This window comes from Streptomyces sp. NPDC005899, assembly GCF_040629645.1.
Lineage (GTDB): Bacteria > Actinomycetota > Actinomycetes > Streptomycetales > Streptomycetaceae > Streptomyces.
The window spans coordinates 1-7,176 of the sequence record NZ_JBEXWB010000327.1 but is presented as its reverse complement, the minus strand read 5'-3'; the positions used below and the strand labels follow the sequence as shown (position 1 = coordinate 7,176).

4 protein-coding genes are annotated in these 7,176 nt (G+C 72.3%); all 4 read right to left on the bottom strand.

All coding sequences use genetic code 11. The features are described 5' to 3' along the window. Positions 1-42: 42 nt before the first annotated feature. The gene (locus ABZ371_RS26545) at positions 43-1,515 is read right to left on the bottom strand and encodes a S28 family serine protease (RefSeq protein WP_358684048.1); all 1,473 of its coding nucleotides are present in this window, start codon (positions 1,513-1,515) and stop codon (positions 43-45) included. 77 nt (positions 1,516-1,592) lie between these two features. Then, on the bottom strand, positions 1,593-2,018 hold the full coding sequence (locus tag ABZ371_RS26540) for a hypothetical protein (protein WP_358684050.1): 426 nt from the start codon (positions 2,016-2,018) through the stop codon (positions 1,593-1,595). A gap of 112 nt (positions 2,019-2,130) precedes the next feature. Further along, on the bottom strand, positions 2,131-5,886 hold the full coding sequence (locus ABZ371_RS26535; RefSeq protein ID WP_358684046.1) for an ABC transporter ATP-binding protein: 3,756 nt from the start codon (positions 5,884-5,886) through the stop codon (positions 2,131-2,133). A 205-nt stretch (positions 5,887-6,091) separates the two neighbouring features. Beyond that, entirely contained in the window at positions 6,092-6,961 is an 870-nt protein-coding gene (locus tag ABZ371_RS26530; protein WP_358684044.1) for a serine hydrolase, read from the bottom strand. Between the last annotated feature and the right edge of the window lie 215 nt (positions 6,962-7,176).

Below are 7,176 nucleotides of genomic sequence, written 5' to 3'. Positions count from 1 at the left end.
GGACCACCCGGTGCGCCCGGCCCGCTTCCGCGCGGGGCCGTACTACGGCCGCAGCGTGCCCTGCTGCCTCTCAAGTTCCGCGTCGCGCCTGTCCAGCTTCGCGTCGTACTTCGCGAGCGGCTTCGCCTTCGCCGGGTCGGCCTCCACGGCCGCCGGGGCGACTCCGGCCCAGCGCAGGATCGCCGCCGTCGCCCTGGCCTTCTCCTCGGCGACGAGACCGGCGACCTTGGAGCCGTGGTTGCCGCCGGGCACCGTGTAGACGTAGCTGTCACGGGCACCGCGGCCCAGGCGGAAGCGCTCGGCGCCCCACGGGTCGTTCTCGCCGTAGACGTACATCATGTGCCGGGCGTTGTCGCGGACCCAGCTGTCCACGTCCCGCATGGCCGAGGGCTTGAACTTCATGGGGATGGAGCGCGGCACGAACGCGCGGGGCGGCTGGTAGCCGTACCGGCTGAGGTCGCCCAGCCAGGGCTGCGCGATGTCGGGCGAGCCGAGCTGGGTGCCCGCCTGGTAGTAGTACGGCGTGTACTGCTCCAGCCCCTGGTCGGCGTAGGCGGAGAAGCCGGAGATGCCGTCGATCGAGTCCCAGATCTCCTGGTCGGCGGCGTCCGGGGCGTCGGCCGGGATGCTCTCGCAGTCGGCGAGCAGGCTGTACTGCCAGAACGCCCACACGTAGTCCATCACGACGGCCTCGTAGGCCTTGTCGAGCGAGCCGACGGTGTTGAAGGTGAGGCCGTTCTCGGCGGCGTACGCCTTGTACTTCTTCTCCAGCGGCCCGCGGCGCACGAGCGCCTCGCGCTGGACGCCGTTCAGCCGGCCCCGGCACTCCTCGGTGCCGACGTTCGCGAGGAAGCGGTCGTACGCCGAATCCTCGTCGTTGACCACGTCGTTGGGCGCCACGTAGGCGACGACGCCGTCCATGTCCTTCGGGTAGAAGCGCTCGAAGTAGGTGGCGGTCATGCCGCCCTTGGAACCGCCGGTGGTCAGCCAGTTTTCGGAGTAGATCCTCTTCAGCGCCGTGAAGACCCGGTGCTGGTCACTGGCGGCCTGCCAGATGTCGAGCTTCGACCAGTCGGCGGGCGCCGGGCGGGACGGGGTGAAGAAGCGGTACTCGAGCGAGACCTGGTTGCCGTCGATGATCTGCGTCGGCTCACTGCGGCTCGGGTTGGTGGAGACGTTGTAGCCACTGGTGAAGAAGACGGTGGGCCGGTCGGTGTCCTTGTGCAACAGGGTGACGCGCTGCTGGAAGGTGCCCTTGGACGGGTGCTTGTGGTCGACGGGCTGTGTGTAGTTCAGGACGAAGAAGCGGTAGCCGGGGTACGGCTTCTCCTCGATCAGACTCATGCCCGGGATGGCCAGGATGCGGTCCTTGATGTCCTCGCTGCTGCTGGTGGAGCCGCTGCTGTGCTTCGCGGCCGGTTCCGCGGCGGTGGCCGCACCGGCCGAGGCTCCGGTCGCTCCCGCTGTGCCTATGAGCACCGCGAGCGACAGAACCCCTGTGAGCGCCTTGCGCATGCACCCTCCCCTTGATTCACGACAGTCGCCGTGAACCTAGTCGGGGTGACACCTGCCACGCCAGACCCGGTCGCGTGTCAGCACAGGATCCACCCGGTGGAACCCGAGGAACCGGCGACGGAACCCGAGGCGCGGACGCACCGGTTGAGCGCGTGGACCGTGACGGGGCCGGCCAGCTTGGTGAAGCCACCGCTGTCGACGACCGCCCGGCCGCCCCGCGGCTGGAGCGACACCCGCATCGTGCGGCGGGCACCCGGCTTCCTGGCGACGGTGACCGCGCAGGCGTAGGCCCGGCTCTCGTAGACGCGCAGCGAACCGGTGGCGAACGTCACCGTCCTGACCAGCCGCCCCGAGCAGGCCGACGCGGCCTGTGCGGGGGCCGCCGCGGGGCCGCCCAGCACCAGGCCCGCCGAAGCGAGCAGCGACAGCACGAACAGCGCCGCCACCGGGCGCCGGCCCTCCGGCCGTCCCGCCGACCCTCGTGGTCCCGCCACTCCGTCCACCCCACCCGCTCCGTCGAACACGTCGATCCCCACCGCACACACGTATGTACGGGTCTACGACGCGAAAGGAGGCCGCGGGGTTCCGGGGAAGCGCGGGCGGACGACAACGGTGTCAGACCTTCACGGGTGCGTCCTCGCCGAGGTCCTCCCCTATGAAGGTGCGCCACAGCCGGGCGTACAGGCCGCCCCGGGCGAGCAGTTCGTCGTGCGTGCCGTCCTCGTCGACCCTTCCGCCGTCCATCACCACGACCCGGTCGGCCCGGGCGGCCGTCGTCAGCCGGTGGGCCACGACTAGGGTGGTGCGGCGGCCGGCGAGCCGGTCCGTGGCCTGGTTGACCTGCGCCTCGCTGGCGAGGTCCAGGGAGGCGGTCGCCTCGTCGAGCAGCAGGATGTCGGGATCGACCAGCTCGGCCCGCGCCAGGGCGATCAGCTGGCGCTGCCCCGCCGAGAGGTTCCGGCCGCGCTCGGCGACCTCGTGCAGGTAGCCGCCCTCCAGGGTGGCGATCATCTCGTGGGCGCCGACCGCTCTGGCCGCCGCCTCCACCTGCGCGTCGTCGGCCTCGGGCAGCCCGTAGGCGATGGCGTCGCGGACCGTGCCCGCGAAGAGGTACGCCTCCTGCGGCACGACCCCGAGCCGGTGCCGGTACGCCGTCCTGTCCAGCCGGCGCAGATCCGTGCCGTCGGCCGTGACACGCCCGCTCGTCGGATCGTAGAAGCGGGCGACCAGCTTGACGAGCGTGGACTTGCCCGCGCCCGTCTCACCGACGAAGGCGACCGTCTGGCCGGCCGGGATGCGCAGGTCGATGCCGGTCAGCGCCTCCTCCTCGCCGCCGTAGGCGAAGGAGACGTCCTCGAACGCGATCTCGCCGCGCAGTGAGGTGACGTCCTGGGGCGCGTCGTGGTCGGCGGTGGACGTCGGTTCGCGCAGGAGCTCCTGGATCCGGCCGAGCGAGACCGTCGCCTGCTGGTAGCCGTCGAAGACCTGGGAGAGCTGCTGCACCGGGGCGAAGAACAGGTCGATGTAGAGGAGGTAGGCGACCAGCGCGCCCGTGGTCAGCGTGCCGTCGTCGATCCGCCCCGCGCCGACGATCAGCACGGCCGCCGCCGCCACCGAGGCCAGCAGCTGCACGAAGGGGAAGTAGACGGAGATCAGCCACTGCCCGCGCACCCGGGCCTCACGGTAGTGGTCGCTGCGCTCCGCGAACCGCTTCGCGCCGTCGTGCTCGCGGCGGAAGGCCTGCACGATGCGCAGCCCGGCGACGGACTCCTGGAGGTCGGCGTTGACGACGCTGATGCGCTCCCGGGCCAGTTCGTAGGCCCGCACGCTCCTGCGGCGGAAGAAGAAGGTGCCGGCGACCAGCACCGGAAGGGTCGCGAAGACGACCAGGGCGAGCTGCACGTCGAGGACGAGCAGCACCACGGTGATGCCGAAGAAGGTGACGACCGAGACGAACGCCGTGACCAGGCCGGTCTGGAGGAACGTGGACAGGGCGTCGACGTCCGTCGTCATCCTGGTCATGATCCGGCCGGTCAGCTCGCGCTCGTAGTAGTCGAGGCCGAGCCGTTGCAGCTGCGCGAAGATCTTCAGGCGCAGGGAGTACAGGACGCGTTCGCCCGTGCGGCCCGTCATCCTCGTCTCGCCGACCTGGGCCGCCCACTGCACGAGGACGGCGAGCAGGCCGAGGCCGGCCGCCGCCCAGACGGCGCCGAGCGCCATGCGCTGCACACCGTCGTCGATACCGTGCCGGATCAGCACCGGCAGGAGCAGGCCCATGCCCGCGTCGGCGGCGACCAGCGCAAGGCTCACCAGCAGCGGGAGCCCGAAGCCGTGCAGCAGCCGGCGCAGGCCGTAGGACTCCTCCGGGCGGACGGCGCTCGCCTCGTCGATGCGGGGTGTGTCCGTGGCGGGCGGCAGCGCCTCCACCTGGGCGAGGAGTTCGGGGGTGGCGGGCATCCCGGCCGCCGCCGTGTCGCGCTGCTCCTCCTTGCGGATCCACAGCCCGGGGGTGATGCCCCGTTCGGCGTCGAACTCGGCCTCCAGCTCCTCCTGGAGCGTGCGGTCGTCGTCCGGTGCCCCGTCGGTCACCCGCTGGTGCCCCGGGGAGGTGCCGCCGAGCTCGTCGGGGTCGGTGAGCAGCCGGCGGTAGAGCGCCGAGCGCTGTTCCAGTTCGGCGTGCGTCCCTATGTCGGCCAGCCGCCCCCGGTCGAGGACGGCGATGCGGTCGGCGAGGCCCAGGGTGGAGCGCCGGTGCGCTATCAGCAGGGTGGTGCGGCCGGCCATGACCTGCGCCAGCGCCTCGTGGATCTCGTGTTCGACGCGGGCGTCGACGGCCGAGGTGGCGTCGTCCAGGAGGAGCAGACGGGGGTCGGTGAGGATGGCCCGGGCGAGGGCGACCCGCTGGCGCTGGCCCCCGGACAGGGTGAGCCCGTGCTCCCCGACCTTGGTGTCGTACCCCTCGGGCAGCCGCGTGATGAAGCCGTGCGCCTGGGCGGCGCGTGCGGCCCGCTCGATCTGCTCCTGGGTGGCGTCCGGGTGCCCGTACGCGATGTTGGCGCGGACCGAGTCGGAGAAGAGGAAGCTGTCCTCCGGTACGAGCCCGACGGCGGCCCGCAGGGAGTCCTGCGTCAGCTCCCGGACGTCGTGGCCGCCGACCAGGACGGCGCCGTGCGAGACGTCGTAGAAGCGGGGCAGCAGGAGGGAGACGGTGGACTTGCCGCTGCCGGAGGCGCCGACGACGGCGACGGTCTCACCGGGCTCGATGGTCAGGGAGAACCCGTCCAGGACGGGGCGCTCGTCGGCGTAGCCGAAGCGCACGTCGTCGAACTCCACGCTCGCCGGGGCGTCGGCCGGCAGCTCCTTGGCGCCGTCCCGCATGGAGGGCTCGGTGTCGATCAGCTCCAGGACGCGCTCCACGCCGGCGCGGGCCTGCTGGCCGACGGTGAGGACCATCGCGAGCATCCGGACCGGCCCGACGAGCTGGGCCAGATAGGTGGAGAAGGCCACGAACGTACCGAGGGTGATCTCGCCCCGGGTGGCGAGCCAGCCGCCGAGGGCCAGCATCGCGACCTGGCCGAGGGACGGGACCGCCTGCAGGGCGGGTGTGTAGCGCGAGTTCAGCCGCACGGTCCGCATGCGGCCGGCGAACAGCTTGCGCCCCACCTCCCGGAGCTTGCCGGTCTCCTGCTCCTCCTGCCCGAACCCCTTGACGACCCTGACCCCGGACACGGCCCCGTCGACCACGCCGGCCACGGCGGCGGCCTGGCTCTGGGCGTACCAGGTGGCGGGGAAGAGGCGGGCCTTGGAGCGGCGGGCGATGAACCAGAGGGCGGGGGCGACCGCCAGGGCGACGAGGGTCAGCGGCAGCGACAGCCACGCCATGATCCCCAGGGAGATGAGGAAGAGCAGGACGTTCCCGATGGTCATCGGGAGCATGAAGAGGAGGCCCTGGATCAGCTGGAGGTCGCTGGTGGCCCGGCCCACGACCTGGCCGGTGGACAGTTCGTCCTGCCGTTTCCCGTCGAGCCGGGTGATCGTGCCGTACATCTCGGTCCGCAGGTCGTGCTGGACGTCGAGGGCGAGCCGTCCGCCGTAGTAGCGGCGGACGAAGGTGGCGGCGTACACGAGAACGGCGGCTGCGACGAGCAGCCCGGTCCACAGGCCGAGGGAGCGGGTGTGGGCGCCCACGACGTCGTCGATGATCACCTTGGTGATCAGCGGCACGACGGCCATCACGGCCATGCCGGCGAGCGACGAGCCCAGGGCCAGCAGGACGTTGCGCCGGTAGCGCCAGGCGTATCCGGCGAGCCGCCGGCCCCACCCCTGGGGGTCCGCCTTCTCCCGCTCCTCGCCCGTGCCGTCGCCCGCCATCGTGCCTCCCGCTGTGCCCGTCGCCCCACCTGGTCTGCCGCCTGTCACCAACGCCGCCAGCTGCGGATTTCATCCCACCGCAACAATCGCCGGTCCATGGGCCGAGGCGGGGGGCAGGAAGTCCTAGGACCTCCGACGGGTGGACGCGGACGCCCGCGCCGGCGGGGTCCGGGCCTCGGGGCGGCGCGGCTGCCGGCCGCGCCGCCTACCGGCCGGCGGCCGGGCCGAGATCCTTGTGGACGGCTCCCGCCACGGCCTGGATGGTCCTGATGCCGTCGTCCATCGTCCTGTTGTCCTGGGTGAGGACGGTGATCAGGTAGTCGTGGCCCTTGCCGCTGAAGGCGCCCACGCTGTGGACACGCCAGCCGTGGGCGGACCGCTCCAGCCAGCCGTTCTTGAGCTGGACCGTCGCGTCGGCCGGGGCACCCGCGGGCACTCCCCAGCGCTGGTCCGGGACGACGTTGCGCATGCGCTCCAGGATGTAGGCCCGCGAGCGGTCGTCGAGGACCTTGTTCCGGCTCGTCACCAGGGTCAGCAGGCGCTGCTCGTCCTGGGCGGTGATCTGCGTGAGCCCCCACGCTCCCCCGGCGTCCGGGACCGTGCGGGTCATCCCGGCCGCCTCGAGGAACGCCTTGACCTTCGCCGGGCCGAGCCGGCTCCACAGCTCGCTGGTCGCGTCGTTGTCCGACCTGGTGATCATGGCGGTGGACAGGGCCGACTCGTGCGGGGTCAGGGCCCGGCCCGTGCGCTGGGCGTCCCGGAGCAGGGTGGCGAGGACCGTCAACTTGACCACACTGGCCGAGTCCACGCGCTGGGTGGCCCGCAGGGTGCAGTCCGTGCCGGTCCTGTTGTCGTGGACCGCCACCGCGGTGGTGGCCCGGGAGCCCTTGAGCGCCGCGGTGATGTCCTCGGCCAGCCGGGTGGCGAGTCCGGTCTTCTTCGAGACGCAGGAGACCGGGGCGGGGGCGGCCGCCGAGGCGGGCACCGCCATGGCGGCCGCCGGTGCGAGCACGCCGCAGACGAGAGCGGCGCTGACGGCCGCCCGGGAGCGCCGGGACGTCAGCCGATGACTCATGAACCTTCCGTCCTGTGCATCCGGGGGTGGCCCGAGGCGTGTGGCCCGAGGGTGTTCGAGGGACCCGGACATCATGCACAGGTAAGGACAGAACACCCTATGGTCCGCGCCACAGACCTCCCGGCCCCCGGCCGGGCGTCACGCGAGCGGCCCCCGCCGGTCACGCGTTCCGGCCCTGGTGGCGCGGCGGTGTACGCCGGTCGCGGGGCGGCGGC